The 26,780-nt window shown below is 67.3% G+C and carries 22 protein-coding genes and 2 pseudogenes; 11 read left to right on the top strand and 13 right to left on the bottom strand.

Going from position 1 to position 26,780, the window contains the following annotated elements:
• The first annotated feature begins 462 nt into the window (after nt 1-462).
• Nucleotides 463-1,686: a helix-turn-helix domain-containing protein gene (locus tag B446_RS35275; protein ID WP_020937350.1), complete on the top strand. Its 1,224-nt coding sequence runs from the start codon at nt 463-465 to the stop codon at nt 1,684-1,686.
• 1,396 nt (nt 1,687-3,082) lie between these two features.
• Here B446_RS35275 and B446_RS40650 read toward each other — a convergent pair.
• The 7 genes and pseudogenes from B446_RS40650 to B446_RS35255 form a co-directional block, all read right to left on the bottom strand.
• On the bottom strand, nt 3,083-3,322 hold the full coding sequence (locus B446_RS40650) for a hypothetical protein (RefSeq protein WP_020937351.1): 240 nt from the start codon (nt 3,320-3,322) through the stop codon (nt 3,083-3,085).
• A 163-nt stretch (nt 3,323-3,485) separates the two neighbouring features.
• A pseudogene (locus B446_RS41230) lies at nt 3,486-3,848 on the bottom strand (ATP-binding protein); the annotation flags it as partial.
• Nucleotides 3,845-4,105, bottom strand: coding sequence for a hypothetical protein (locus B446_RS40640; protein ID WP_052352090.1), 261 nt, complete (start codon nt 4,103-4,105; stop codon nt 3,845-3,847). The pseudogene B446_RS41230 and the gene B446_RS40640, both read right to left, overlap by 4 nt.
• 149 nt (nt 4,106-4,254) lie before the next feature.
• A pseudogene (locus B446_RS41030) lies at nt 4,255-4,422 on the bottom strand (ATP-binding protein); the annotation flags it as partial.
• Nucleotides 4,344-4,721 (bottom strand): hypothetical protein, encoded by a 378-nt coding sequence (locus B446_RS41025; RefSeq protein WP_052352091.1) that lies wholly within the window; start codon nt 4,719-4,721, stop codon nt 4,344-4,346. The gene B446_RS41025 and the pseudogene B446_RS41030, both read right to left, overlap by 79 nt.
• Nucleotides 4,722-4,983: 262 nt before the next feature.
• Entirely contained in the window at nt 4,984-5,577 is a 594-nt protein-coding gene (locus B446_RS35260; RefSeq protein WP_020937353.1) for a Mu transposase C-terminal domain-containing protein, read from the bottom strand.
• Between the two features lie 289 nt (nt 5,578-5,866).
• A complete protein-coding gene (locus B446_RS35255) occupies nt 5,867-6,793 on the bottom strand; it encodes a hypothetical protein (RefSeq protein WP_020943827.1) in 927 nt (308 codons plus the stop codon).
• A gap of 32 nt (nt 6,794-6,825) precedes the next feature.
• Between B446_RS35255 and B446_RS39095 the strand changes: the two genes are divergently transcribed.
• Together B446_RS39095 and B446_RS35245 are read left to right on the top strand one after the other, a co-directional pair.
• Nucleotides 6,826-7,338 carry a trypco2 family protein gene (locus tag B446_RS39095; protein WP_148305704.1) on the top strand — a complete coding sequence of 171 codons (513 nt, stop codon included), beginning with the start codon at nt 6,826-6,828 and terminating at the stop codon, nt 7,336-7,338.
• A complete protein-coding gene (locus B446_RS35245; protein WP_020937356.1) occupies nt 7,335-10,076 on the top strand; it encodes a trypsin-like peptidase domain-containing protein in 2,742 nt (913 codons plus the stop codon). The genes B446_RS39095 and B446_RS35245 overlap by 4 nt, the downstream gene beginning before the upstream one ends.
• A gap of 281 nt (nt 10,077-10,357) precedes the next feature.
• On the opposite strand, the gene B446_RS35240 is transcribed toward B446_RS35245, so the two are convergent.
• From B446_RS35240 to B446_RS36330, 3 genes are all read right to left on the bottom strand, one after another.
• A complete protein-coding gene (locus B446_RS35240) occupies nt 10,358-11,428 on the bottom strand; it encodes a hypothetical protein (RefSeq protein ID WP_020943826.1) in 1,071 nt (356 codons plus the stop codon).
• Between the two features lie 422 nt (nt 11,429-11,850).
• Nucleotides 11,851-12,468, bottom strand: coding sequence for a GIY-YIG nuclease family protein (locus B446_RS35235; RefSeq protein ID WP_020937358.1), 618 nt, complete (start codon nt 12,466-12,468; stop codon nt 11,851-11,853).
• A gap of 217 nt (nt 12,469-12,685) precedes the next feature.
• Entirely contained in the window at nt 12,686-14,050 is a 1,365-nt protein-coding gene (locus B446_RS36330) for a hypothetical protein (RefSeq protein WP_148305705.1), read from the bottom strand.
• 666 nt (nt 14,051-14,716) lie between these two features.
• Here B446_RS36330 and B446_RS35225 point away from each other — a divergent pair.
• From B446_RS35225 to B446_RS39090, 7 genes are all read left to right on the top strand, one after another.
• Nucleotides 14,717-16,687 (top strand): P-loop NTPase fold protein, encoded by a 1,971-nt coding sequence (locus B446_RS35225; RefSeq protein ID WP_020937360.1) that lies wholly within the window; start codon nt 14,717-14,719, stop codon nt 16,685-16,687.
• Nucleotide 16,688: 1 nt separating this feature from the next.
• Nucleotides 16,689-17,402 carry a hypothetical protein gene (locus tag B446_RS35220; RefSeq protein ID WP_020937361.1) on the top strand — a complete coding sequence of 238 codons (714 nt, stop codon included), beginning with the start codon at nt 16,689-16,691 and terminating at the stop codon, nt 17,400-17,402.
• Nucleotides 17,399-18,736 (top strand): Qat anti-phage system QueC-like protein QatC, encoded by a 1,338-nt coding sequence (qatC, locus tag B446_RS35215; RefSeq protein WP_020937362.1) that lies wholly within the window; start codon nt 17,399-17,401, stop codon nt 18,734-18,736. Before B446_RS35220 ends, qatC begins: the two co-directional genes overlap by 4 nt.
• A complete protein-coding gene (locus tag B446_RS35210; protein ID WP_020937363.1) occupies nt 18,733-19,482 on the top strand; it encodes a TatD family hydrolase in 750 nt (249 codons plus the stop codon). Before qatC ends, B446_RS35210 begins: the two co-directional genes overlap by 4 nt.
• A gap of 191 nt (nt 19,483-19,673) precedes the next feature.
• Nucleotides 19,674-20,651 (top strand): hypothetical protein, encoded by a 978-nt coding sequence (locus B446_RS35205; protein ID WP_020937364.1) that lies wholly within the window; start codon nt 19,674-19,676, stop codon nt 20,649-20,651.
• 1,334 nt (nt 20,652-21,985) lie between these two features.
• Nucleotides 21,986-22,342 (top strand): hypothetical protein, encoded by a 357-nt coding sequence (locus B446_RS35200; protein WP_020937365.1) that lies wholly within the window; start codon nt 21,986-21,988, stop codon nt 22,340-22,342.
• 7 nt (nt 22,343-22,349) lie between these two features.
• On the top strand, nt 22,350-22,643 hold the full coding sequence (locus B446_RS39090) for a hypothetical protein (RefSeq protein WP_020937366.1): 294 nt from the start codon (nt 22,350-22,352) through the stop codon (nt 22,641-22,643).
• Here the strand turns inward: B446_RS39090 and B446_RS35195 are convergent.
• The 3 genes from B446_RS35195 to B446_RS37790 form a co-directional block, all read right to left on the bottom strand.
• The gene (locus B446_RS35195; RefSeq protein WP_020937367.1) at nt 22,632-24,158 is read right to left on the bottom strand and encodes a tetratricopeptide repeat protein; all 1,527 of its coding nucleotides are present in this window, start codon (nt 24,156-24,158) and stop codon (nt 22,632-22,634) included. The genes B446_RS39090 and B446_RS35195 overlap by 12 nt on opposite strands.
• A 152-nt stretch (nt 24,159-24,310) precedes the next feature.
• Nucleotides 24,311-25,081 carry an IS5/IS1182 family transposase gene (locus tag B446_RS35190; RefSeq protein WP_043474380.1) on the bottom strand — a complete coding sequence of 257 codons (771 nt, stop codon included), beginning with the start codon at nt 25,079-25,081 and terminating at the stop codon, nt 24,311-24,313.
• Nucleotides 25,082-25,246: 165 nt separating this feature from the next.
• Nucleotides 25,247-25,636, bottom strand: a complete 390-nt coding sequence (locus B446_RS37790; RefSeq protein ID WP_020937369.1) for a thiol-disulfide oxidoreductase DCC family protein — start codon at nt 25,634-25,636, stop codon at nt 25,247-25,249.
• Nucleotides 25,637-25,919: 283 nt separating this feature from the next.
• Here B446_RS37790 and B446_RS35185 point away from each other — a divergent pair, with 283 nt between their 5' ends.
• The gene (locus B446_RS35185) at nt 25,920-26,471 is read left to right on the top strand and encodes an EF-hand domain-containing protein (RefSeq protein ID WP_020937370.1); all 552 of its coding nucleotides are present in this window, start codon (nt 25,920-25,922) and stop codon (nt 26,469-26,471) included.
• The last annotated feature ends 309 nt before the right edge of the window (nt 26,472-26,780 follow it).

The following is a 26,780-nucleotide window of genomic DNA, read 5'->3' as shown; positions in this document are numbered from 1 at the left end:
CGTCCGGGGCACGAGTCAGGAGTGTTCCCAGCATGGCGGGCGTCTCCCCGCGGCCTGCCCACAGGATGGCGCTGAATGATCGCACCGCCCAGTGAGGGTGCGCGGATAGGAGGGTTGCGTGCGGTGCGACAACCTTTCGCGGCAGGAACTGAAGGGTTTGTGCCAAGCGGTGGCCGCCGTCGCCGCCAGCTACTGGCGGAGCAAGAAGGACTCTGTCAGAACTTGTTCGCCGATGGACAGCTAGTCGCAAGCGCGGGCCGCACCGGCGCCTCCCACCCGATGTGGCCAGCGAAGCGGAGTTGGCCCAGCTCCTCCAAATCCGCAGTACAGGCGTCTGCTGCTTCGCTAGCTTGTCCGCGCGAGACCTGCGAACACCCTTCCCGTTCCAGCGAACAGGCGGCCGATATGACGTCCACCGCTTCTCTTTTCGCCTGCCGCGTTACGGACGTAACCCTGGAACGTGTGCGCGAGCTGGTCGACGTCGGCCAGCCGGAGAGCCTGACCTTGGAGTACAAGGAAAGCTACGCGGCCAAGATCCCTGACTCGGTCGCTGCGATGGCCAACAGCTACGGCGGCCTCATCCTGGTGGGCGTCACCGAGCGCAACATCGAAGACCGGATCGTTGGCGTTCCGGAAGACACGATCGTCAAGATCGTCAGCAGCTGCCATCAGAAGCTGGAGCCGCCCTGGGAACCGGAGATCATTCCCGTGCCCCTCCCGGAGACCGACGGCCTGATGGTCTTGGTCGTCCGCGTCGACCCTGCCAAGGCACCAGGCCCACTGCTGATCCAGGGGGCCGCACCAATCCGCTTGCACGGACGCAACGCGGTAGCCGACCGCTCGCGCCTCGCCCAGCTGCTCACCGAGGCCGCTCCCCAGCCAGCTGCAGCCGGGCTGAGGCTGCCCCCGGTCGAACTCCCTCGCGATGACCAGGGCCAAGAAGCCGCGGACTTCCTCGTCCGCACCGGGATGTACGTCCCGGTCGACGCCTCAGCCACCTGGCGTCCACTGTCCGAACGCGGAGTACAGGCCTTCGCAGATGCCCTGAACAACTCGCCCCTGCACCGGACCCTTTTCCACTGGTGCGCATCGCTCGGCGACGGTGGCATGACCCCTTTCCACCGCGCGGGTTTCAACCGTGCCCGCAAGGTCCGGCTCCTGTGGCAAGGCGGCCCGAACGAAGCACCGTCTTCCCCGCTGGAGGCCGTTGCCACGATCGATCTTCCAGACGCCTATGGAGCTCCGGTCTCGCACCTGCAGGTCTCCTTGGGAGTCGTGGCACGCTTCGGCCACGCCCTCGGCCGCAGCGTGCCCCTCTCCATAGCCCGCCTTCACGAACTGCTCGACTCCTTGGCGAGCTCTATGGTTGACGACGAGGTCACCAAAGCGCTTGCCGCCCTGGCAGGCATCGATCCGCTCGTTGTGCCGCAACCGCTGAGCCTTGACTTCATCAGCAGCACAGACGTCCCAGCCCTGCTCGCTGGAAACGGACTGACTCCGATGCCGGATGCCGGCACCTCCCGCGGCGCCAACCTGCTCGCCGACCCTGGCATCGACCAACGCGAGCCCGCAGAGCGCCGCGCCCTCATCGACAGCTGGCTCCAACAGATCAGCCTGGACGCTGGCCTGCTTGGCATGGAGGAGGCCCTGGAGCGACTCCGGGCTGCCTCCTCGACGTCGCCTTAACGATGCTGAGCAAGGAACTGTTACAGCGGGGCCGAACAGGGCTGACCCTGCCCGGCTCCGCTGACCGCTAGAACGCCGTTGCGTCCCCAAGTGTGCCTGCTGCGGATCAGCAGACGACCGGCTGGGCACGGCCGCGGGGCGCCTCCGTGATAACAGTTGCTGTGACTTCGACAGGAGCGAACGGCCTCGCGTGGCTTGCGCCGGGCCGGGTATAGCGGGCGTTCGGGCGCTGATGCTGCTGCGCCTCTTGCTTGCCCCTTCTCTTGAAATGCGTCACGTGCCCGGCGACTGCGGCGCGACGAGGTGGCAGGTCTCGGTGGCGTGAGCGACTTCGTTGTTGTCCCAGGCCGACAGCCGGAACGGCGTGTTCGCGCCGGACAAGTGCTCTGGCGGTACGTGGCGTCCTCGCAGTTCGGTGTGGATGCGGGCCGCGTCCTGAAGGAGGCGAGCCCAGTCAGGAAGATCGGTGGGGAGGCCGGCTCGTCGGCGGTGTGGGGTGGTAAGGGTGAGCCGGGCCAGTCAGTTCCGTAGCCGGTCAAGGCACGGATGGCGACGACTGCGGCATGTACGGGGTGGGCGACGCGGGTGTGGATTCGCTGGGCCACGGTTTCGAAGTGTGCGCTGGAGGTGTCGGCGCGCGTGAACGCCGACAACACGATGGCTGGTGGGTGGCTGTCGATCGAAGGAAGCCGGGTGGGAGTGCCGCGGGCGCCGGAGGTGATTTCGTCGGGGCTCCCGGCAGGGCGCCGGGGGCGTGGGGGTAGCTCGTACCAGGGCTCGTTGGGAGGGCATGGAAACGGTGCGCGCTGCCACCAGGGGTAGTCGGCCGGAGTTTGCGGTGTGGCGGCTGGGTCTGCGTTCAGGTGCTGGCGGGTGTCTTCGATGCTGTCGATCTGGTGGTGGGCGACAGTGTTGAGGATGGTGGACAGGGCATCTGACGGTGGGCCACTGACGACGAGCGTGAGACGGATGCGGGTGCGTTCGCGCAGGGCCATGAGGTGCTCGAGGTGGCGGCCGGTGATGCGGTGGGCTCGGCAGATGACGTAGTGGCTGATGTTGAGGGCTTCGGTCCATGCGGCCGCTACGCGCCAGGACTCGTCGGCGTTGCCAGTCCACCAGGGCGGGTCGATGTCTGGGGGTGGCAGGTGCTTGCCGAGCGCGCGGATGAGGTCGTGGGCGAGGTAGGCGGGTGCGGTGGCCAGGGGTGTGGGGTGGACGGCGATGCGGCCGAGCTTGGGTTGGTGGGCTGCGAGCGCGGTGGTGGTGTAGGCGGGCTGGTCGTGGGTGTCGGTGATCAGGGTGATGGGCGGCAGACCGGGGTCGGTGTGGTCTGGGGACCACGCGGGGGTCCACTTGTGGAAGGTCTCGTCCGGTGCGGTGCTGGAAGGCGTTGAGGTCATGTGGTGTGGGCCAGACGGGGGTCCAGGCGGCGCAGGAGAGTGGCCGGGTCGGGCGGGTGGTCGGGGTGGCGACGCTGGTGGGCTTGGAGCTGGTGGGTGAGGGCGGCCCAGCGCCGCATGTTGCCGTGCGCCCACATGTCGTCCAGACGGCCGAGGGTCTGGATCGGGGTGTTGTGCCACAGCGGGTGGAAGGCGGGCAGGACGGTGAGGACTTCGTCCGCGCCGAGGGGTTCCATGTGGTGCCAGGTGGTGACGCGGCTGAGCAGGGTGGGCTGTGAGCGCAGGGCTCTGAGGCGGGGTCGGCTGGCGAGCAGCAGGATGGTGATCTGGGGGGGCGGGGTCGTCGTGGAGGTAGCGCAGGAATTCGATGCAGGAGGCGGACATCTGGTGGGCTTCGTCGACGGCGAGGAGGCGGGGCGTGTGTGCCAGGGCGTGGCGCAGGTAGTCGTCGCAGATTCCGGCGTCGTGGGGCGGGTCGCCAGGCAGGTTGAGGGCGTGGTGGAGGTTGTGGCGCAAGTCGTCGGGGCGTGCCTGGGGGCGCTGCAGCAGCCGTAGCGTGGGCAGGGTGGGGCGCTGCTCGCATAGGACGTGCAGGGTGAAGGTCTTGCCGACACCGGGGTCGGCGGTCAGGCAGATGATGCTCTGGTGATGCAGTGCGTCGTCGAGGGCGTCGCCGGCGGCCCGCACGGCCTGGGTGGTGACGGTGCGGGCGCCGGGCAGGCTCAGGTAGTGGGGTGGTGGGGCGCTGACGGGGCTGGTCATCCGGCGTCCTGCTGGGGGCGGCGGGAGCGGCGGCGGTGGGGCAGGGCGCGGCGGATGGCCCAGCGGGCGATGGTTTCGTCGACCTTTTCGAGGCCGCGGCGCTTCATTCCTTCAAGGACGTGGTAGGTGATCTTGGACCAGACGCGGAAGGTTCCGTCGGCGCCTTCTTCGTAGACGTAGTCGATGAGTTCGGGTGAGGCATCGGCCCAGACGGGGTGGAAGAGGGGGATGTTGCGCTGGACCTCGTCGGCTTCCATCGGGGCGAATTCCTGCAGATGTAGATGCGGGAGGCGAGGGCGGGTTCGCTGTAGATGTAGATGCGGGAGGCGAGGGCGGGTTCGCTGTAGAGGGTCTTGTAGGCCTCTTCGCCGCCGACGAAGAGGACAGCGGGGCGGTTCTTGCCTTTACCGGTGTCCCACAGGTGGCGGACGAACTCGAAGCATTCGCGGCTGAACTGCTGGGCTTCGTCGCAGACAAGGACGTAGGGCTTGCGGGTCAGGGTTCGCTTGAGCAGGCGGTCGAACTCGCTGGGGTGGGACGGGGGTTCGCCTTCGAGGCGGAGTTCGGTGAACAGTTCCTGGCGGATGTCACGGGGGGGGTGGGGCGGGAGCGGAACTGCAAGAGTAGGACGCGTTCGGCGGAGATTTCCTTGAGGGCGGTCAGGACGGAGAAGGTTTTGCCGAGGCCGGCGTCGCCGTAGATGCAGGACATGGCCCGGGCTTCGATGGTGTCGGCGATGTTCTCGCTGGCTTCGAGGAGGGCTTCGGTCGCGACGATGCGGGCGTCGGCAAGGTTGAGGTAAAAGTCGGGCTCGCCGACGACGTCGTCCTGGTCGGGGCGGGGTGTCGTCTGCGTGGTGTCGGTGCCGGTCACGTGGGTGTCCTTCAAGGTTGTCGGGGCGGTGTGGGTGCTGTCGGATGCGGGGTGGGCGGGCTGGGCGTGCGCTGCGGCCGGTGGCCGACCGGTGTCGTGGTCGTCGAGGTCGTCGGTGTGGGCATCCTCGAGGCGGATGCGGACGGTGCGGCGGGGGTGGGTGGTCGTACTGGCGGCCGTTCGGGAGCTGGGCTCGCCGGTGCTCGTCCTGGCCGCAGGCGGTGGGGGGCCCGGGGCGGGTCGGGGGCGGTGCGCGGGGTGGTCACGTGTCTTCCTCAGTGGGGGTGGGTGTGTCGGGGACGGCCCAGCCGCCGGGCGGGGTGATGCGGCGGGGCATGTAGTCGGAGGGCAGATCGTCAGCGGTCCGGCCCGAGCTCCAGGGGCGCAGTTCCTGGGCGGCCTCTTTGCGGGTCATCGCGGTGTCGGCCTGGGCCGGTCCGGTGGTGGTGTGCGCCTTGAAGCGGCGGCGGCGCAGGGCTTCGGCCCGGCGCAGGTCGCGGCGCACACGACGGGAGCGTTCGGCGCGAGCCTGGTAAACCTGCTCGATCTGCTCGTCGGTGGCCTGGTCGGCCAGGTAGGCGGTGCCCAGGTGCCGACGGTTGTCGGCCTCGAAGATCTCGATCTGTTCGAGGTGGTGGGGCTGGAAGCGGATGTGGACGCGGGTGCCGGAGCGGCCGGTCATCCAGCCGGCCATGTAGTCGCGCCCCTTGAACCGGATGCCGTGGCCGTTGATGACGCGGGTGGAGCGGTCGCCTTCCAGGAGGAAGGCGTGAAGGTCCTCGGCGCTGACTTCGCGCAGCGGGGTGTTCTCGCTGTTCCACCACTGCAGCGGGGTCAGGTCGCCGTAGCCGGCCATGGTGTGGTCGGCGTTGCGGGTCTTGACCCACTGCGCGAAGAGCTCAACGAACCTCCCTGGCGTGCCGCACCGCAGCAGTCATCTCGTACCCGGGCGTCGTGGGCACCTCAGCACCGCAGTACGCGCACACAAACTGCGACATCACGCTCCAGGGCCAGTGGGGGCCCGGCCCGCCTTGAGGTAGGCACATTCGACGAGTCTGACGGGCTGGAGAGTGGACCGGGACCGCTTCGTTCTGCATAGACGCGGTCCTGCCGTGCCTGGTGTCTTCGGACCGGGTCTGGCCGTGTCAGTCCTCCCCGGGCGAATGCTGAGGGCTGGGTCCGGGCGGGGTGCCACTGGGCTGCGGTGTGCTGGCAGATTGGGCGGGCAAGGAAGCGCCCGGGGAGGCGGCAGGCGCGGCGTTCACCACGAGGTAGGCGGCGTTCAGGAAATCTTCGAGGTGGTCCTGCATGCGCCGGACGGACTCTTGCCAGTCTCTGAGGGTCTCAGAAGGCCTATTCTGCTGCGCGGCGCGAATACGCTCGTCGGAGTAGTTGATGTATTCGTTCATGATCAGGCAGAGGTCCCGGGCATGGGCGGCTACGTCGCGCGGTCCTGCGAGACGCACCACTTGTGCCTGCTGGAAGGCCGCTTCGTACAGGGTGTGCATCTGCTTCTGGGTAGCGAGCAGGCGGTTGAGCTCGCTGGGCTGCAGCCCGCCGACGGTGGGGAAGGTGCCACTGAGCACGCGGCCCAGCACAGCGACGGTGTCTCGCAATCTCTCGGCTGCCGTGACGAAGTCGACGTAGGTCTTCTGCCGCGCTTCCAGACGCCACTGCTCGCGTTCGGCATGCCGCTGTTCGACTTCGCGCTGCCGCTGGGCGTTGATGTCCAGGTCGCTGCGCTCTGCCTGGGCTTGCAACGCGGCAAGAGTGTCGCGCTGTTGGGCCTGGAGCTGCTCACTGTGCTGTCTCAGTTGTGCCTGCAGTTGAGCGGTGTGCTGCTCGCGCTGAGCGTCGAGCTGCTTGTCGAGCATGGCTTCCTGCCGCTCCAACTGCAGCTTGAGCTGTTTGCGGCTGGCCCGGTTGTTCAGTACCGCGACAACAGACGAGACGATACCGGCACCGAGAGCTCCGATGCCTGCTCCTAGCACCGTTCCCCACCACGGAGCGGTCGTGGTAGGCACGGCGCTGCCTGCCGCGAGGATGGCATGGTGCGTATGGATGGCGAGCATGCGGGCCAGTTTGCCTCAACTGCGCAGCCGGCGTGGTCGATCCGGCCTGGCATGGGGCTTGTCCCAAGGCATGGGAACAACATCCCTTGTTTGATCTTGAAGAGATCTGTCCGCCGGATTCTGTCCAGCCGCAGTCCACTTTTTCGACAGATCCGCCCCACCCGGGTGTTACCGCGCTCTACGCTTCCTCGCAGCAGGCGACCGCGCCTGCACCCGGGGGGGTGTACATGTCATCTGAGTCGACGCAACCTGACGTGGTAAGTCTTTCAGCAGCCGTTGCGGGAGTGCGCCAGGCGCTCGCGAAAGCCCTCTCAGATGCCGGGGATCAGCACATCCGCTTCGGGCTGTCCTGCCTCGATCTGGAGTTTCACGTCGAAGTCTCACCCGGTGCGACCGAGAACGACCCGGCGGAGCTGCGCGTTATCCAGCCCGCCGGTGATCCGGCCACGGGACACCGCATCAAACTGTCCCTGCGGCCGGTGAACGTGCTCAACGGGACGCCCGATGACGTGTTCATCGGCGAATTCACTCATGATTCTGCATGAGGCAGGACAACCGGGAGGAACATCCGGTCCCGGACCGTGTGGTGGAGACGGTCATGGAGCTCGGGGACGGGCGTCGGCAGTGGGGAACGGGCTACGTCATCGCTGACCGGGCTGTGCTGACCGCACGACATCTGGTCGTCGACGCCGGAGGTGCCCCCGTCCGCGTCACCGTGCGCGGCATGTCCTCGTCCGAAGCACTGCCGGCGACCGTGGTGTGGACTCCTGCCGACCCGACGGTCGATGTCGCACTCCTGGAGCTTGCAGCGCCCTCGGCGCGGCTGAGGAACGTGCGCTGGGGACGCATCGACGGCGGCCGCCGCGAGGTGGCCGGACTGGGATTTCCCAGTCGCCAGGGACGAACCCCGGACGGTGTCCGCCACTCCGACCACCTGTGGGGATGGGTGACCCTGCAGCCCCGACGTCATGTCCTCAGCGTTGATGTGGGCGGGCCGACCCGGCGGGCCCCCGACATGCGTGACAGCCCGGAACGAGTCCAGCGGTGGCAGGCTTCGCAGTGGAGCGGGGCCTCGGGAACTGCTCTGTTCAGCGGTCCCTACTTGGTCGGTGTGCTCTCCAGCGATGCCGACCCCGATACGTACGACGGCACAAGGCTCCACGCCGTGCCGGTCTCGGCTTGGTGGGACGATCCTGAGTTCGTCCGGGAGCGCCGGCGGCTTGGGCTTGACCCGCACTGTTACCCCGTGCCGGATCCGGCCGCCAACACAAGCGCTGCGGCATCCCCGCTGGCGCGTACTGCGGCGGAGGAAGACCTGCGCCTGGCCATAGCGCAACAGATCGGCGCGTTCACCTCGGGGTGGCACGGCGTGAGCGAGGAGGCGGACCAGGCCCTCGATGTGCACTGCAGCGCCGTGGGCGGCGAGGAGTACGCACGCAACGCCCAGGCCATCCCTATCACCCACGACTCCATCCACACGTACTACCTGGCACTCTCACCAGGCCGGATGATCATCACCGGACCGAGCGGATCGGGCAAGACGATCCTGGCCCTGCGGTTGATGCGGCAGCTCCTCGACATGCCCGGCCAGCCGGTGCCTGTCTACTTCAACCTTGCCGCCTGGCGAGTGCCCTCTCCTGACATCCGGCGCATGCCGCCCGATGCCAGGCCGAGGGCGCTGGCCGAATGCTTCGAGGGCTGGCTCGTTGACCAGCTCCTCGAAAATGATCTCGTGGTGACGTGGAAAGACGCCCGCAGGCTCGTCGCCGGGCGCAGGATTCTGCCCGTCCTGGACGGCATGGACCAGCTCCTGCCCGATACCGCTTCCACCGAGCCCGCCTCCTCCGGTTCCGTCCTCGATGACCTGGTCTGTGCCCTGGATAGTTACCGTGATATCCACGGCGGGTCACGCGGCGCTCTTGTCGTGGCTACTCGCGCCCGCAAAGATTTCGAGGCAGAGCCCTGTGACATCCCTCTACCGGAGGGTTCCGTCGTGCAAGTGGAACGCCTGACCTGGCGGCAGATCCAAGAGCACTTGGAGTCGGCCCGGGGACCGCGCGATCAGGAGACCAACACGCCGGTCGACTGGGGGCCGGTGCTTGAGGACATCGGCGCACACGGAGACCAGTCGGTCGCCGCCCGGCGCCTGGACACCCCATGGAAACTGACACTGGCTGAGTGGGCCGCAGCGTCCCGCCACGTCACGCCGGATGATCTGATCAAGCACGAGACGTCCGACGTGGAAGTCGAGGAGAAACTGCTGGCATCGTTCGTTCCCTCGGTGCACGGATATCACAGCGTTCACACGAGCGGCACCAGCGGAAAGAGCCCTCAGCAGGCCATGAGTTGGCTCACCGTGCTTGCACAGCACCTGGAGCAATACCGGGGCACGGTCCACGGCGTGCCGCTGTCCGGCCGCGAAGTGGTCCTGGCCCGGATCTGGCCCGTCGCGGGAACGTGGCGGGTGCGGATAGCGCACCTGTTCGTGCACACCGTGCCCCTCGTCTTTTTCAGCCTTGCCTGCATGATCGCCGCGGTCTGCGGCCCCGGTCACGCGTCGGACTTCTTCACCGGCCGCTGGCCGTCGCTGACGGGCGCCACCGCGACGCGCTTCTGGGTGGCTCTGGGCCTGTCAGGCGCGCTGCTCGCGGCCGGCGCCTACTTCGCACTGCGCTACTGGCCATGGATGCCTCCCACCCACTGGCCTCTGCTCGCCTTCGCTCAGCGCCGCACCCAGGGACTGCGTAGCCGCCGCGGCCCGCGCCGGATCGTGTCCGGCCTCGAGATCGGAAGCGCCATCGGCCTGGGGGTCGGCATGGCCGTCATGCTGGCCTTCGGATGGGCGCCCGGCATAGCCGCAGGAGCCGTCGTGGCCGCCCTGTTCGGCTGGTTCATGGAGGCGAAAGTGGGACTCGACCGCACTCTGAGCGGGAACTTCAACCCGAAGTTCTTCTGGGTGCTGGACACGCTCGGGGCCGCCATCTTCGCGGGCCTGGGAGCCTTGCTGTTCCCGCTGCTCCTGGACTACTCGTGGACCACCGGGCTGGCCTTCGGCGGCTGCTTCGGCTTTGTCCTCGGCTTCGGCTTCTTCCTTGTGCCCTGGCTACGCTACATCACAGCCATGACGCTGGCCCGCAACGAACTGCCCTGGCGGCTCGCCGCCTTCCTGGACTGGGCCAGGAAGGCGGGGCTGATGACCATCAGCGGTGTCGGGTTCCAGTTCCGCCACCAAGAACTTCAGGAGTGGATCGTCCGGAAAGGCCCTCCCTCCGCCTCGGTCTGATGCGAGAGCCGAGAGCCCAGGCCCACGTGGATACGTTGCCCGTCGGCCCCGGGCGCAGACGACCCTCCAGAACCAGCCCGCCGCCGAGGCCCTTGGAGCCCACCCTGCACACGGGCCGGAAGAATCGTGAGCGATCCAGAGGCCTAGCGATCCTTGGGCGGATGGGCAAGTTGGATGGCAGCGGACATAGAACGGGTGGGGTGCGGGAGCTGCACTCGCGTACTGCGTCGTTCACCGCACCTGCAACAGGCCCAGGGCACGGAGCTTCGTCGTCTTGGCGATCACCTGTCGAGCCGGAGTTCGCTTGGCTCGTAGCGGAGTTGGAAGGTCTGGGCATGCTCCCCGTGCATCCAGTACAGGGTCATGGTCGACAGCATGCTGCGTTTGACGTACCGGGTTCGTGAGGGCATGCCTTCGTCTTGCGCGACGATCCACTTTTCGATCCGCTCCGGCAGTGAGAACCGCAGCGCATATGCTTCGGGGTGCTCCGCGGAGCGCAGTTCCCAGACGGGATGTGACGCGGGCTGATGGATGCGGCGCGGGCGTACGGTGTGTGTGGGGTGGTCTCTGGCGTAGTCCACGAACGAGTAGAGATCGTCTGAGGCAAGTCCCAGGACGAACGGCGCTGCGGGAAAGGCCAGGACCAGGCCGAGTTGGCTCCGGCTGTGCAGGGCCTGGGCCAGGTAGTCGAGTGGGCCACGGATCGCGTCGGCCAGTTCCGCCTCACCTGGGTTCATGTCCAGCAGTGGGACGCGGAGATAGGCCCGCATGTCGCTTATCTTCGGGCGCTGGGCTGCCGGTGTTGCCTCGAGGACTGCGTGGACGGTGTCGGCTGTGTTCTTGACGAGATCCCGCAGTACGGCGAAGTCCGGTGTGGAGAGGTCGATCAGGGATATCTGGTGGGCCAGCGCGTAATCCTGTGCCACTGGGCTGAAGCCGGACGTGGAGAAGATCGCATAGTTGTAGCGGTATCGCGTCCGTGGCCGGCCGGCCCCAGGAGCGGTGAGCGTGGTGGTCTCGGCCTCGTTCACGTCGTGGATCACGCCGTGGCCGTTACGCACGGTGGGCAGCTGAACTGGTGTTGTGGTCAGGTACTTCGCCTCGACGAACAGGCGGACCGGCAGGGAAAACGGCGGGACGTAGCGGAACTGGCCGAGCGCGTCGACCTGGTGCCAGGCTCCGCGTCCGCGGACCAGCAGACCGTTCTTGTCCTCCTTCAGGACCTTCGGCTCCGTGTCCAAATCGTCGGCGGCGGTGAGGACCTCGAAGCCGCTGGAGCGCAGGAGCCAAGCCAACACCTCCTCCAGGAGGTAGCCGCGCAGGGGTCCTTTGCCGATCAGTTTGTCTGCCACTCGTGCGATCCTATGCACCACCCTGATCATGGTGCGAGAGCGCCGTCGGGGCGCCTGATGACGGACACGGCGAAGGCCTGGTGGCGACGCCGCCGGACCTGGATGAAGGAAACATCTCGGCGAGCGGGGCTCATCGTCACTGTGCGTTGGTCTCAAGCCGTGGCATCGGCAGGAAGCCACATCGCCCGCTCACGTCACCCCCTCCGGGAGCCTCGTCCCGGTTCCTGGACGCTTCATCAGTGTCGGGAAGGACCTGACGTCGTCGCAGACGTGGGCGAGCGGCGGGCTGTCGTCGCAGGCCCACGCGGGGGCGTAGCGGGTGAGGCTGCCACAATGTACGACGCCTTTCGCCGTGGGCACTCGCGCTGTGGGTGCCCACGCGACCGAACGGGCCGGGCCTAGGGGCAGCTTCCTGCCCTCATTCACGTCGGGACCTCGACGACGGTGGCGTTCTTCAGCAGACGTCGCGCGGCTTTCGCGATCATTGCGACGGGTTGTGCGACGTCCGTGAAGTCGAACCACTCACCGCCCAGCGCTCTTGTTGCGAAGTGATCGTGCAGACGGCTCTCCAGAAGGCCACCCCCGGTTGAGGTCCACCGCACGGTTAGCGGTGATCCGGATCCGGACTGCAGCGATTTCAGACGTCCGGGCACGTCTTTGGACACACCGATCTTGACTATCTTCGGTTCGGCCTCAGATGAGACGAGGTACACGGACCGGGTGTCGTACTGAGGTGTCCTGGCCGGGGCCTTGGGCACCGGTGTAGATCTGAGCTGGCGCAGCGCCTCGTCCTCGCGCCGGTCTTCTTCGTCTGCCTCCTCGACCTCGTCCACGACGGCTTCGAGCATGTCGCGCACCGCGCCGGCACTGGCAGCGCCGCCCTCGACCAGCGCGAGCAGTTCGATGACAGTGTTGATGTCGATGTCTAGGCGCCGGAAGGGAGGACGGGGCGGACGCGGGGACGAGGTCAGGGTCACGGAGATGCCGGGTAAGTCGTGGCCGGCGATGTGGAGGTCGGTGGTGAAGGCGGTGATATTCACGGTGCGGGTTCCTGTCTGGCGTAGGGCTCCGGTGCTGCCGGTGGCGTCCGCTTGACCCGCCGGGGCGTTGCGCCCGTCAGGAGAGGGCGCCGCTTCGCCCAGTGCCCTCGCCGACTGCATCTGTTGCGACTGTCTGTGGGCAGCAGACGGGCACTGACTCGCCGGGTCGGGAGCAGCGCGGGACCAGAAGCCGTGGCCGGTTCCGTGAGCATCGCGATTAACGCGAGAGGCCGGCACGGACGGTGAGGTAGTAGGTGTACTGGTCGGGCGTCAGGCGTTGGCCGGACCATCCGTGGCAGAAGGAGCATCTGGGGCCGTTCCATTCCCAGAAACTGGTCAGGTCGAGGAGTTCGGCCAGGGTCATGCGTTCGGTGTCCGGGGTGAGGGGGCGGGCGTGCTGGCAGTCCCCGCCCATGGCGTGGGAGCGGCCCCGGTAACGGCCGTTGAGATTGGAGCCGTAGACCCACAGTCCGGCTAGTGGCCCAAGTGCGGCGGGGTTTTCCCGGAAGGGATGCACGTTGAAGAGGCGGCCGGGAAAGGTGAGCGCGTCGGTCCAGGCGTCGCGCAGGCCCAAGTGCACGTGCTTGACCTGGACGGCCAGTTGGCGCAGGTCGGTGTCGTGGGTGGCCTGTGCAGCGACGGCCAGGGCGGCGGCGCGGTCGTCGGGGCTCCAGCCAGAGAATTCGCACTTCCGCTGGAGGTCGGACAGGCTCGCGGCGGCCGCCAGTCCGTCGCCGGGCTCCGCCTCTGCCTCCGGGGCGGGCGCGGGCGCGGGCGCGGGCGGCTGATGGGTAGCGGCCGGCACGGGAGTCGCTGGCGAGGCGGGCGGGGTCACGGCCAGCTCAGGGAGAGGGGGCCGGCCCTCGAGGTGGGCCCGGTAGGCGGCGGACAGATCCTCCAGGTCCTTACGGCGCGCACGGTGGAGGTCGATGGGCTCCTGCAGGCTGGTGTCGAGCAGCTGCACTCCGCCGTGGAAGGCGTGGAAGCCGATCGACTCCCACAGGGCGGCGATTTTTGCCTTCGCGGTAGCACGGTAGGCGTCACTTACCTCGTCCCGGTTTTCGGGCCATTCGGCCATGCCGGGCTCAGCCGTGGCCGCGCAGCAGCCACCGGACAGGCGGCGGATGGCCTCGGCGGCGAATACCGGGCCCAGGCCGAAGCCCCGCCAGGGACGGTTCAGGAACACCCGGTCCAGGATGAGCAGATCCCCCACCGGACAGTCGATGGTCTCCTGGAAGGCATCGGAATACTCGCCGTCGTGAAGGACGGCGGAGGCGATGCTCTCCAAGTCTCCCGACTGGGCGTCAGCGACCATCCAGCGGTCCACACCGGTGTAGTCGCGCAGCCGCCACAGACGCAGCCAGCCGACTTCGCTGCCGTCGTGGATGAGCTGCTGGCAGGCCTCGGTGCAACCGGCAGCGCATTCCTCCTCCTCATCGTGGTAGGCGCGGATGGAGACACGCCAGTGCTCGAGGGTGTCCTCGTCCTCGTAGGGCACGGCGGGGTGCCCGTGGCTGTAGACCAACCGCAACTGGGCCGGGTCGCCGGGAAGTTCACTAGCCGGTCGGCGCGCAAGTCTCATGAGGGTGGAGGCTAGCCGTCGCTACTGACAGTTGGTCCGGCGTCGAGCCTCGGCCGACGGTCGGTGAGGATGTTAATTGCACTCCGGACATCGGGCGCGAGCCGACATGTCGGAGCGGGATGGGCAGTTGCCACTGCTTCCGCTGGGCGGTTCGGTAGCGAGGGGCTTCAGTCATCCGCTGAACTCTTCTCCGAAACAGCGCTCAAGCGGCAGCGCCACGATGGCATCCCAGCCAGGCCTGGTGGGACGCAATGTGTAGTCTCTCGCGCAAGCGCGCTGCCGGTGCCGGACCTTCATCACCGCAGCGTCTCCGCGTCTGTAAGCAGCAGAAATGCCAACGCCGGAAGCTTGGGCTGCATGTCGGCACCGGCGGCCCCTTCCAGGGGACAACTGAGTTACCGGCGAAGATACGGGCTTCTGCGAGGGTCACGAGCGTGTGCTGCGGGTCCTCCTCCGGTGACTGGGGCTCGCCACGAGGGCAGCCGTGGCCCTGTCACATAACGTCGCTGGAGGCCGTGAGTGACGGTTGCAGCCTTGGTAGCGATCTGTAGATACCGGGCAATTGCATCGTGACATCAATTCCGTCGAACCGGGTGCTTTTTCGACCTTTCGGCCTAAGATCATGGACGTGTTGGGCGGGAGCCAACGCAGGGTGCGGGAGGCAGCGTGTGGTCGGATAACGAGACGGATCTGGACCTGCTCGGGTTTGACTTCCTCGTTGACGAGATGGTCGTTGCTCTGACACAGCAGCGGCTCCTGCCTCTGACGCTGGGGGTGCTCGGTGGTTGGGGTTCAGGCAAGAGCAGCCTGCTGAGGATCGTCTCGAAGGAACTGTCGACCATTTCATCCGACGAGGCTGGACATTTCGTCGTGGTCCCGTTCAGCCCTTGGCAGTACGAAGGCTATGAGGACATCAAGGGCGCGCTGATGGAGACAGTGCTGACGCGCCTGCAGCAAGAAGCCGATGAGGGTAGCGCCGAGGCTGTGGAGGCGGGCCGGCTCAGACGAGTGGCCCGGAGCCTGCGGCGGCCGGTACAGATGCTGGTCGGAGCGGCACTGCCCGCCGGCGCGGCCATGGCTGCCGGCGCGCTCGATCCCGGTTTGGCTGACGTGGCCTCCGCCATCGCCCAGAGCGCTGTCGGGGGGACGTACCCGGACCAGGAGCCTGTCGAGGAGAGCGCGGAGGAGAACCGCACTCCCGCGGACCCGGGGGCGTTTCGGCAGGAGTTCGCCAGCTTGGTGGGTTCGTTGGAGCAGGTTCGGGCGGTGATCGTGTTGATCGATGACCTGGACCGGTGCCTGCCACATACGGTCGTTGACACCTTTGAGGCGATCCGTCTCTTCCTCAACGTGGAGAAAAGCGCGTTCGTGATCGCTGCCCACCCCGAGGTCGTGCAGGCCGCCATCGACCGACGCTACCCGGGCCTCGGCCGCCCCGGAACGTCTGGTCTGGGCGCGGAGTATCTGGAGAAGATGCTCCAGGTCAAGATCAGCATTCCGGTGTTGTCCGCGCCCGAAGCCGAGACGTACATGCATTTGCTGCTGGCGCAACTGCACCTTGAGCGGCAGCAGTTCGAGACGGTGTGCGAAGCAGTTGACCTGCGCAGGCGCGAAAGCGCCCTTGGGGTTGCTCTGAATGCGGGCATCGCATCTGCCGCGCTCGGCGCTGGCATGCCGACGCGGTTGTACGAGGACATGACGTGGGCGGCGGCGATCTCCCCGGTGCTCGGCAGTACGTTGCGTGGCAATCCTCGACAGATCAAGCGGTTTCTGAACACGCTGACCCTACGCCTGGCGAGCGCCGAACGCCGGGGCACGAGGCTGGACGCGGCGGTCCTGGCCAAGCTCATGGTGTTGGAAGAGCAGTACTTGACCGACTTCCAGAATCTGTTCGACTGGCAGGTCCAGGCACTGGGATCGGGCGGGAACGGACATCTCCAAGCCGCCGAACGGCACGCACGCGGTGCGGCGACGGCCGTTCAGAGAGGATCGGGCCATAGCCAGACTCCCGAGGAGCCACGCGCCTCCTCGGACGGACGTCCCCCAAGGCGAGGGCGGGCTCGCGAGGAGAACTCCACCACGGGCGAGCTGAACGAGGAGGTTCGCGCCTGGGCGGAGATGCCGCATATCGACGCCTGGCTTCGGATGGATCCCGCCCTGGCCACAGTGGATCTCGGCCCGTACTTCACGTTCGCGCGGGCCAAATTGAGGCTAGCGGCCACCACGGCGCTTCTGCCCGCGCATGTCCAGGAACTGCTCGGCCTGCTCCAGTCCGACGTCGTCGGCCGGCGCCGGGCCGCGGTGCGACAGGTGCAGCAGACCGTGGCGGCTGAGGATCTGCCGACACTCGTGGAGCACCTTATGCAGGTGGTTCAGCGTGATCCGGCGGGACCGGCCACGGACAGCGCAGCGGAGCTGTGTCACGAGATCCCCGCGATCGCTCGTGACGTCTGCGAGCGGCTCAGACTCGTCCCTTTGGAGCTCCTGCGCCCGAAGCTCTCGACCCTGGTGCGACGGCTGCCCCCCACCGACCCCTCCGTGACGGCTCTGCTGGACGGCTGGGAGTCCACAGGTACCCCGGCAGGCGCGTTCGTGCGCCAGGCTCGCGACGTGCGCCGGCGGCAGGGGCGTAGCTGAAGTGGGTACTTCCACCGACCGCACCAGTGGCTCCGGCGGGGCGTGGACGCCTCTCAAGCACGCGGCGACCGCATACGCCCGCGACGTCAGCCGTGGTTCCGCTCCCCGCAGCCGGGCTGCCGCCGTCCTTGCCCGCCACGTTCCGGTCCTGGGTGGCGCTGCGGCCGCCGCCGCGGGCGCGGCGGCCGGGCGCAGCACGGCCCAGCGGCTGGGCGGCCTGCTGTCCGGGGTGGCCGCCGACGGGCTGGACGAGGCGCTGCGTCAGGCGTCGCTGGGCGACCTGGTCGGGCGGGACCGGTTCGAGATCGTCGATGAGCTGGTGACGCAACTGGCTGGTGCTGGGGGCGACCTGGACGGGCAGGCGGCCCGGGACGCGGTCTGCGACGTTCTGGAGGAACTGTTTGGCGAGGCGGACACCTGGGAGGAGCTCGAAAGCGAGGCAGCCGACCGCAACGATGTGGAGCGGCTGCTCGAACTGTTCCTGACGCACTACATCTACAACCGGGTGCCGGTGGTGGCCGAACGGCTCGGCACCATCGCCGACCCCGAGGCTGCACGCCGCGCTGACGGGCAGATGCGCCAGATCATCGAGGACTGCGTGGCCATCCAGATGCCTGCGCAGCCGTTGAGCTTGGACTGGTCGGGCCCAGACGGCCGTGCTCTTGTTGAGAGTGCCGTGGAACTGGCCTACCAGGCGTTGGAGGGGCTGGCATGACACAGTTCACGGTGCGTACCGAAGAGTTCGACGATCCCGCGCCGCCCGAAGGGATCCTGCTGGACTTCGCCCCGGGCTCGCCTAAGGGCACAGTGCAGGCCGGCCTCGGGCTGTTCCGTTCCTTCCGGCCCACTCGTCAGGCGGCTGACCTAATGATCATGGCGGTCGGCGCCTACATCAGCGACAGAGTGAGCGAACGCAGCCGCACCAACGATGCCTGGACACGTGATCTGTCTCTGGTCTTCCCGGCAGAAGACGCCGGTAGGTGGCCGGTGGAGGCCTCGCAGACAACTCTGCGCTTCCTGACCGGCGACCGGTGGACTCTGCATCCCCGCTCTCAGCGATCCGCACCTCTGCCGCACGGTTCGGACAGTGGCCAGGGGCGGGTCGTTGCGGACGGTGTGTGCCTGTTCTCGGGAGGCCTGGACTCCCTGTGTGGGGTCATCGACTTGCTGGAGGAGGACCCTGAGCGGCGCCTATGTCTCCTGTCGCACTACGAGGGCGGCCAGACTCCACGCGCTCAGGCCCGTCTGTTGCGGCATCTACGCGGTCACTACGGCTCACGGGTGGTCTCGCTGCGCCTGTTCTTGCGGCCGGCGCCCGCGCATCCGTCCCAGGCCAGACCACTGCCCGACGGCCGTGAGACCACCTCCCGTTCACGCTCACTGATGTTCTTGTCGACCGCCGTGGCGATCGCCTCCTCCATCGGCCCGAACGTCCCGGTCTACCTCCCGGAGAACGGCTACATCGGCATCAACGTGCCCCTCACCCGTGCTCGGGTCGGGAGCTTCAGCACCCGCACTACCCATCCGCACTACTTGGCGCTGCTGGAACAGGTGAAGGAGGCGGTCGGCGTTCACAACCGGCTGGTCAACCCCTACCGGTTGCAGACCAAGGGCGAGATGCTCGTCGGCAGCCGCAATCAGCCGCTTCTGCGGGAACTCGCACCGCAGAGCATCTCCTGCTCCCATCCCGAGGCCGCCCGCTACGCCGAGCGGCCGCAGGGCAACTGCGGCTACTGCTTCCCGTGCCTGATCCGCCGGGCGTCGATGTCCCGGGCGGGCTGGGACGACGCCAGGCACTACGCCTGGGATGCGCTGAACGATCCCGAACTACTGGATCCGGACTCCGGCCGCAGCGCTGACTTGCGTGCTGTTGTGGCTGGCACCCGCCTTGGCCGGCCCACCAGTGACGTCCTGCGCAACGGCCCGCTGCCCCGTGGCGAGCGCACCGCTTACATCGACGTATGGCGGCGCGGCACCGCCGAGATCCGCGCCTGGCTGACCTCGGGCGCGCAGGGGCAGCTCGCACGACTGTTGGAACACGCCTCGTGAACCATCTGCTCGACAGCCATTGCCACGTGACCGGTTACGACGACCCGGTAGCCGTCCTGCGCCAGGCCGCCGAGGCTCGCGTCGACGTCGTGGCCGTCACCGAGGATCCTGGAGAGTACCGGCTGTTGCGAGCCCGGCTGGGTAGACGCCGTGGCGTCCACCCGGCACTGGGCATGCATCCTCTACGTGCCCACAGCTTTACTCCCGCCGACATCGCCCGGTTTCTGCGCATGCTGCCCGAAACCACATGGGTCGGTGAGATTGGGCTCGACTACTCCCCCGCCGGACGCACCACACGACGCGCACAGCTGCGAGTCCTCGAGGCCGTCCTCGCTGATCCCCGAACCCGTAACCTGCCCATGACCGTACACAGCCGCGGCGCCGAGAAGGACACCTTCTCCCGACTCGCCCAGGCTGGAGTCACCGCCGCGATCTTGCACTGGTACACAGGCCCTCTGGCCCTGGTCGACGAGGCCCTGGCCGCAGGACTGTGGTTCTCCGTCAACCCGGCAATGACCACCTCGCAAAAAGGGCGCGCCCTCCTCGAAATTTTGCCGCCCGACCGTGTCCTCCTCGAGACCGATGGCCCGTTCGCCCGTCACAACAGGCACCCCGCTCGACCGGCAGACCTCTCCGACGTCGTCGCCCGCCTCGCCACCCGCTGGGCGCTGACACCCGAACAAGCCACCCGGCACATCCACGGCAACCAGCAGCGTTTCCTCGACACCACCGGACTTCCCCAGTGACCGCAGCGTCAAGCGCCTCCCACGCCCCGTTCCTCACGGTCGCGGCGGGGCCCTGAGCAACCACAGCGTGGGAAATCCCGCACGGACCAGTAAGCGCGAAGGCCGCACCGTCCGCCCTTGGGCGGTGGGTCGCCTCAAGGCTGTCTATCTCACATGATGGTCGCCCGGAGGAGGGATGAAAGGGTGGAGTCATGCCTCTCATGCAGCCTTTCGCTTCCGATTGGGACCGCCCGGCCTCACAGAACTCCGAACAATGGAACTGGCTCGCGGTCGAAATAGCCGAAATCCGGCGATGTGCCGAGGCAGGCGACCAAGCACACGATCGCCTTGCCCTCATCCTCCTGGACCATCTAGTCGAGGTGATCATCGGCCGTGAGGTCAACGCCCAACTGGCCTTCCAGATCCCCGACAGCACCATCGAAGAGATGCAAAGGTTCCGGGACAGCGGCGGGCAGCTCGATGGACAGCTGAGTCAGCTGATCGATCAGCATGTAGGCCTGGACCGGCGGGCAAAGATGGACAACCATCTGGACCAGAAGACCAAGTTCCTGAGGCAGCGGGGCGTGCTGACGGACCACGAACGCGACGTACTCGACCGGCTGCACGAATACCGCAACGCGGCCTACCACCGTGAAACCCTGGAACCCGACCTGATCGCAGACCTTGTACTGGCCTACCGGGTGTTGGCGGACGAACTCCTCGCCCGACACAAACCGATCGCCTGGGTCATGGCTTCGTCGGACCCCGCCCCCATCGTGACGCCACACCAGCTTCGGGGCCGCCTGACCGAAGGCATCGACATCGATCTCACATCGATGGCCCGCCGGTTCCACGACCACGCTACGAAGCGAGTCCAGGCTGTCTCCACAGCCGTAGCTATCGCCCAACAGCTCCTCGGCTCCAAAAGCTCCGGTGAAACGGCCGCGGCCCCGCCGGATGACGACATGGCCCGCATGCTGACCGGCCTCAGCGACACAGCCAAACACCTGGCCCCCTGGACGAGGCAGGCAGAGGGGTTGAAGTCCAAGACGTCGTCACTCACCGGCCTGATGGTGCCGTTCCTCAACCTGGACCGAGCCCTGAGCCGTATCGAACCGTCCGTCAAGCGCCTCGACATGATCCAAGACTGGTGGGAACAGCGTCGGATCGATGACCTCAGGGGCAAGTAGCGCCATACCCAAATGCACGCACGGGCCGGCCTGCGGCGGACTCGCCACGATGGTGCTGCCCGCCGTGGATGGGAACGGGCGTCCAATGTCCCGGCCGACCACGCCGTGAACCCCCGTACAGCACACCGCCCGCAGCCAGGCCTTCCCCAACATGGCCTCTGCCCCTACACACACCGCATAGCTCGACAAACACGCCCAGCCCTCACCACCAAGCGGACCCTCACCGTGATCGTCAGTTAATGGAAGTGCCGCAAATCTGTCCTGGGCTGGTGCCACTATCTGCCAGCAACTGGTGCCACTAGACGCCAGTAGGCCGAACTGGGATCTCACCAGGTCAGAGCACATGGTCAAGGAATCCGATGGTGGCAGAGAAGCGACCTGCGGCCCCTGGCATCAAAGAGACACTTCACAGGATCTCCAACACCAAGCAGCGACGCGACAAACTCACGGCGTAGCAGTTGGACGCATTCCGGAAGCTGGGCGTGGAGTGGGCGTAGCAACAGCCCTCCCCGCCGCCCCACCGTGGCCAGACCGTACATGTTACGTGCCTTTAGCGTGCGAAATGCGTACGGCGGGGAGGGCGGCAGGATGCTTCTCCCCTGTTACTCGTCGCCTTGGGAAGGACTGCGCCGTTTGGGAACGCGCACCACGCGGCGGCGAGGGGTGATGGACGCGGTCTCTGACAGCCGCTCCAGGCACAGGAAGTGCCGGCGCTGGCTGCAGCGCTGGCCAGACTCAGCAACGATCAGTGCAGCACACGACACCCAGCCCGGCGACGCGCAGCTGGAACAGGCTTGACCCTCCTCCGTCGCCGCCCGGGCGGCGCGGACGGCGTCGCGCGGACCGGGGCAGTCGTCGCAGCGGACCTGCAGCGACCGCACCAGCGCCGGCGGCGAGGGCGAACTCGAGGCCGCAGCGGCCTGGGGGGTGCAGGACGGCGGGCAGGAGCGGTGCCCGGGGGCCGGGTCGCCGACGCGCCCGGACACAGGCCGCACCGGCCGGAAACGGCTGGCCTGGCCGCAGGCGGCCTGCCGGGACCAGGTCGGCAGCATGCCACCGACGAGGAACGGGACAGCCAGCCACTGTCAGCCGACCTCCCCATCCGGCATCAGCAGGTGCGGCGCATACTCTTGCACCACGCCCAACCACACTGGTGCCAGGTCCGAGCGGAAGAAGTAGAAGACACCTCGTCGGGCTGTCCAGGGTTCATGATCCTGAATCCCGGCGAGACTGCAGAGTGTACCGGTTTACGGGGAGCCAGAAGACAGATTGTCTTTCGGGTCGGGAGGTCCCGTTCCGCCTCAACTGGCCCGCAACTAGGGCAGAATGCCGCCATGGACAAGCAGGAACTGCGGGCGCCGGCCAGAGCAGAACGGATGCGGGTGGCGGAAGCGCGCGAAGCGCTGGCCGAGGCGGTTGCCGACGTCAGGACGACGGCGCTGAACGTCGATGCCTGGGACGACATGGGCTCTGAGAAGCTGCCGCAAGCGGCCTGGGATCTGGCGCACTCGACCGCGTGGCCGGACAAGGAAGCGAATGCGCGGCGGGTGTCGGAGGCGTTCACCGTGGACCCGGGGTACCTGTACTCGAAGGGGATCGACAACCTTGCGTTCGGCACCGCCGTGCAGACGATGCGCCTGGCGCTGAACGAACTGGACGCCGCCCTGGGCGCCGTGCTGGAGCCGGAGTAACGGCCGAATGTCTCCACGCCGTCCACCCCGCCCGCCCCTGGGCTGGGATCTGTTCGGGGATCCGTACTACAGCGAGAAGCCTACCGGGCCGCCGCCGCTGCCCGTCTACACCAGCGAGGCGCTGCCCTGGAACCTGCGGACTCTGAAGCAGATCCGCGCCGAGGGACGGGAGCCGACCGGCCCACCCGCCGGGGTGCTGTCGTGGACGCCCCAGGGCCACTACGCGCCGATCGAGTGCCCGGTGTGGGACGTCAACAAGGCGGTCAGGCGTCTAGATCCAGGGCCCGGCCTAGAGCTCTGACCGCTCAACGCCAGGACCCGGCTTCGCTGGGCGGCTGGAGTGGAGTGGGACTTCGATCGTGCGGGGGCGGTCTCGCGGGGACCGCCCTCGATCGTGGGACAGCGCGGCAGGTAGTGACAGCGGCGGGGCAGCCTCCGAGGGTGATCGCCGGGTCGGTGACCAACAGCCTGTGCCGGGCGTCGGGGCCGCGCGCCGGTGGGGGCGTGAGGTCGCAGGACTTCTCTGACGATTCGTCGTCAGGAGACTTTCGACGGTCCTTCTCGGTGCCCCCGCCTTTGACGTAGTGATCGGTTCTATGTTCGGCAGGGCGGTGTCCAGGTCGGCCGGGTCGCCACCTTGCTCGTAGCGCACCCGGTGATACACGCCGGAATTCCCCAGTTGGACAGCGAAGTCTGCATGCTCCTCGGGCACGTCCCGGAGTACGGTTCCCATGATGCCGATCGCCTCGTCGAGGTCAGCACGGACGCCCGTGACGCCGAAGCGGTCGCGCAGCACGCCGGCGAGATTGCCCATCATGAGGGTGCGGAAGGTACTGCCGGTCGGCGCGTCACGGACGGCGGCCCGTGACAGGGACAGGGCCTCTTCCAGGTCGTCCGGGCACCGCGTCCGCCAGTGCCGAGCGAGCAGCGAACGTGCGAGAAACGACTCGACCTCCGCGCGCTTGGGCGCGTCCGGCGCGCAGTGGGCAAGCACGGTCCTCCCCAGCTCGATGGCCTCGTTCAAGTCGCGCTCGGCACCCGAGTTCTGGTGGCGCAGCAGCAGCGCGCCGCACAGCGCGGCCCCGTGCAAGATGAGGCCCGCATCGCCCTCGGCGTCGAGGCCCTCGCGGCTCAACGCCACCGATTCGTCCAGGTCGCCTGGGTTGCCCAGCAGCGTGTAACGGTTCTGGAGCAGCCCGGCCAGATTGGCAAGCCGCTCGTGATGCTCCGCGCCTCCGCGTTGCACGGCCGCGCGCGCCAGCTCAATTGCTCGGGTGTTGTCATCGGCGTGGCCAAGGATGCAGAAGCGCACGCGGTGAGCGAGGCTGAACCGGTGCAGCAAGTCGGGGATGTCGGCGTCCCCAGTAGGCGCAGACTCCAGAGTCCCGCGCAGCACCTCGAGGGCCTGGTCTGCGAGTCCCGCATCCGCCTGCGCCTCCGCGGTGGCCAGCATCCCCAGCGCCGTCTCCGCCGCCTCCCGGCGCAACTGCCGACGCAGCTCGCGGACCACCCTGGGCACCGGATCCGCCGCGCCGGGACTCAGCAGCCGGAACAGCTTCTCGGCTGCGGCGATCTCAGCCTCCGCCACCGGGTTGGACGGCATGCAGCCCCGACACCAGTAGAGCATCGCGACGAGGTGAACACCCTCGGCGTCGAGCACCACGACACGACCCTGCCGAAAGCCGGTCGCCGACCGCTTGAGCCGGCCAGCATCTCTGGCAGTCTTTTGCGTGAGCAGGTCCTGCGAATCACCGCTCATCAGGAAGCCTTCGATGCGCTGCCTCACCGTGACTTTCAGGAGCCCCTTACTGACCATCCGGCAAGTCTGGCCGCTGCTCGCCGTTTTGATGGAGAGATCGTAGTTTTTCCAGCACGGAGCACGGCCGGTGGGGTAGATATCGACTGAACTAAAGGGTGTTGCAGAAGGTCGGTGGTGGACAGGGTTGAGTGGCAGCTAACCTGCTGTTTTCACCCTGTCAGGGCGAGGTTGTGCATGGTGGCGACGGCCTGGACGGCGTGGTGGAGGCCGTCGCCCCTTTGGCGGCAGTCGCGGAGGATCTTCCAGTTCTTCATCCGGGCGAAGCTGTGCTCGACACGGGCCCGGACGCGCCGGTGTTCGGCATTGTCTTCCTCTTGGCCGGGCAGGAGGGGACGTCCGGCTCGTCTGCGGTGCGGGACGATCAGCCCGGTGCCCAGGTAGGCGCCGTCCGCGATCACGGTCGTGCCCGCCGCCAGGGCCGGCAGGTCCGACTCGCGCCAGACCTGTGCGTCGGCCTTGTTGCCTGGTGCCGGCCGGGCCGAGGCCACCACCAGGCGGGTCTCGGCGTCGATGATGACCTGCACGTTCGCCGAGAACCGGTAGTTGCGTGAGGAGGCTGCGACCCTACGGTCACGGACCGGGATCAGGGTGCCGTCCACGATCCATAACCGGTCGGTGCCCGGCACCGGCTGGGGCGACGGCTCCAGCGCGAGCAGGGGTCGCAGGCGCTGGATGATCCGGCAGACGGTGGCAGGTGAGCAGCCGAAGAGCGGCGCGAGCTGCCGCATGGTGAGGTTCGTGCGGTAGTACACGGCTACCAGCAGCACCCGCTCGGCCAGCGGAAGACACCACGGCCTGCCACCACCGGGGCCGTTGCCGCCCCGCTCCCGCACCACCCGAAGCAGCTTCTCGAAGCGCCCCATCCGCAACCCGGTGAACGTCTCCACCCACACCGGCTCAACCCTCAACACCCCACCCATACAGGCAAAATGCCCGCCACTAAGCCTTCTGCAACACCCTTTAGGGTCTGTTGCGAAAGTGAACCCTGTTCGTTGATGATCACGTCCTGTGAGACGTGCGGATCTGACTTACGGCCAGTGGGCCGGGCTTGTGTCCTGTTGTCCTGACGGTGCCGGGAGGTTCGGCTACAGGCCAACCGTTCGCCGGTCGGGCAAAGCGCATGCCGCGGTGCCTCCTGGCATGCGGTGACGATTGTTTGCGACGAGTCGATACACACCGTGGGCAGCCCACCGCATGGGAGGCAACATGAGCAACGCACCCACCAGCGCCCACCCTCCGCCTGCGCTCAACAGTGCCTTCGCAACAGCCTGGGCGCCTCCATACACAACGCCCCTGGGAGTCACCCACAGCACTTCGCGCTCGGCTCGTGTTGAGGTGACGCCAAGAGCTTCCAAGTCCGCGAACTGCCAAGGAACGGTATCGCAACGAGGCTGTAGGCGTCGCTCAGCAAACCTCACCGAGGTAGAGCAAAAGCCGCAATCTCCACCAAAAACAAGCACAGGCTGATTCCGCATGATCGCATCATGCCGCGCCTACAGCAGGGTGGTCGCTCCGCCGACGAATACCGGCCACGTAGCGTCATCGAGTTCGAACATTGCTACCAGGCGCAGTCACCGTGAGAGCCCGAGTCGATACCCGGTTCGTCCGGAGGTCATGCCGGACGTGAAGGGGATTCACGTTATTGTGTGAACCTGACAATCATATGGGCATTTAATGCTTCTTTGTAATGTTTTCGGGCCTAGCTTCAGGGCGGGTACTGATGTGCCCACACGACTCCCCCTGTGAGAAAGGTTGATCATGGCTACCGCCACCACTGACCCGATCAGCGTGAAGCTGGACCAGCTGTTCACCGCCACCGACACCGACGGCGACGGCTATGTCGAATGGAGCGACTACCAGCGCGTCGTCGACCGCTATCTGAAGGCCTACAAGATCGACAAAAGCGACCGGCGGGCGCAGGCGCTGCTGTTCTCGTACCAGATGCAGTGGGCCGAGCTGCTGCGCCACGCGAACGGCGTAAACCGCCTCTCCAAGGAGCAGTACCACGCCGCCAGCCGCGCGGTGAGCGTGGACACCAGCCGCTTCAACATGGTCGAGGGTGTTCCGCACGCCATCTTCGACATCATGGACACCGACGGCGACAACACCATCAGCAAGGCCGAGTTCAAGCAGTACCTGGGTGTCTGGGACATCACCGACCCCGCCGCCATGGACGCCTTCGCCGAGCTGGACACCGACGGCGACGGATCCATCAGCCGGCAGGAGTTCATCCGCGCGGTCAGGGAGTTCTTCTACTCCCCGGACCTGGAGGCACCGGGCAGCCTGTTCTTCGGACGCCTGTCCAGCTGACACGTGAGGTCGCCCTCCCGGGCATGACGGGCCCGCGGGGCACAACGCCCAGCCGGATGGTGGTCTGATCCTCGCCCGGCAGCCCTCACGTGCGTGGCACCTGGTGAGCGGTCCGGGACTGGGGCCATGGATGGTGGCTCCGGGCCCGGACCGTTTCGCACGATACGCGGCAGTGGGCCAAGCATCACCATCACCGCTGCACCCGTCGGTTGCGTTCGAACGCAATCCGATTTCAGCGCCTCCCAAGCCGGTGAATAAACGCTGGCGGCGAGGCGGCGCTTCCCGGCGTCCTGGAGTCGCCGCCGCTGC

Source organism: Streptomyces collinus Tu 365, from assembly GCF_000444875.1.
GTDB classification, from domain to species: domain Bacteria; phylum Actinomycetota; class Actinomycetes; order Streptomycetales; family Streptomycetaceae; genus Streptomyces; species Streptomyces collinus_A.
Note: the sequence above shows the minus strand (reverse complement) of the source record. Positions and strands in the feature narration are given on the sequence as shown.